2 rRNA genes are annotated in these 671 nt (G+C 42.0%); both read left to right on the top strand.

What is annotated here, in order from left to right:
* Positions 1-175 (top strand): 16S ribosomal RNA (locus A3712_RS24105); the annotation flags it as partial.
* A gap of 344 nt (positions 176-519) precedes the next feature.
* A 23S ribosomal RNA gene (locus A3712_RS24100) occupies positions 520-671 on the top strand; the annotation flags it as partial.

Genomic DNA, 671 nt, shown 5'->3' with positions numbered 1-671 from the left:
ACGGTGAATACGTTCCCGGGCCTTGTACACACCGCCCGTCACACCATGGGAGTGGGCTGCAAAAGAAGTGGGTAGTTTAACCTTCGGGAGGACGCTCACCACTTTGTGGTTCATGACTGGGGTGAAGTCGTAACAAGGTAGCCCTAGGGGAACCTGGGGCTGGATCACCTCCTTATACGAAGATATTCACGATAAGTGTCCACACAGATTGATGGTTTAGATTTAGTTAAAGCCAGAGCTTTAATGAATAACGCGAGTTATTGATTAAAGCTTTTTGCTTTATGCTCTTTAACAATTTGGAAAGCTGACTGATTAACTCTACGAGTTAATCAAATTAAAAGTTCTCAATGTTTATCCTTTGGATAAACACAACACAAACACATTCAAGTGTCTTGTATTCGATTCAAATCTAATTTGAATCACATTGAGTCCGGCAAACACGTAATAAGAACTAACCCTTCTTATTACAACCAAAAACCTTGGTTAGTTGCCATACACTAAGACCCTTTCGGGTTGTATGGTTAAGTGACTAAGCGTACACGGTGGATGCCTTGGCAGTCAGAGGCGATGAAGGACGTATTAACTTGCGATAAGCCCAGATTAGACAGTAAAAGTCATTTGAGTCTGGGATTTCCGAATGGGGAAACCCACTTACATAAGTAAGTATCTTG

The organism is Vibrio sp. HI00D65 (genome assembly GCF_001635455.1).
In the GTDB taxonomy this organism is placed as follows: Bacteria; Pseudomonadota; Gammaproteobacteria; order Enterobacterales; family Vibrionaceae; genus Vibrio.
The sequence above is the reverse complement of the archived record's forward strand: the minus strand, read 5'-3'. Positions and strand labels throughout refer to the sequence as shown.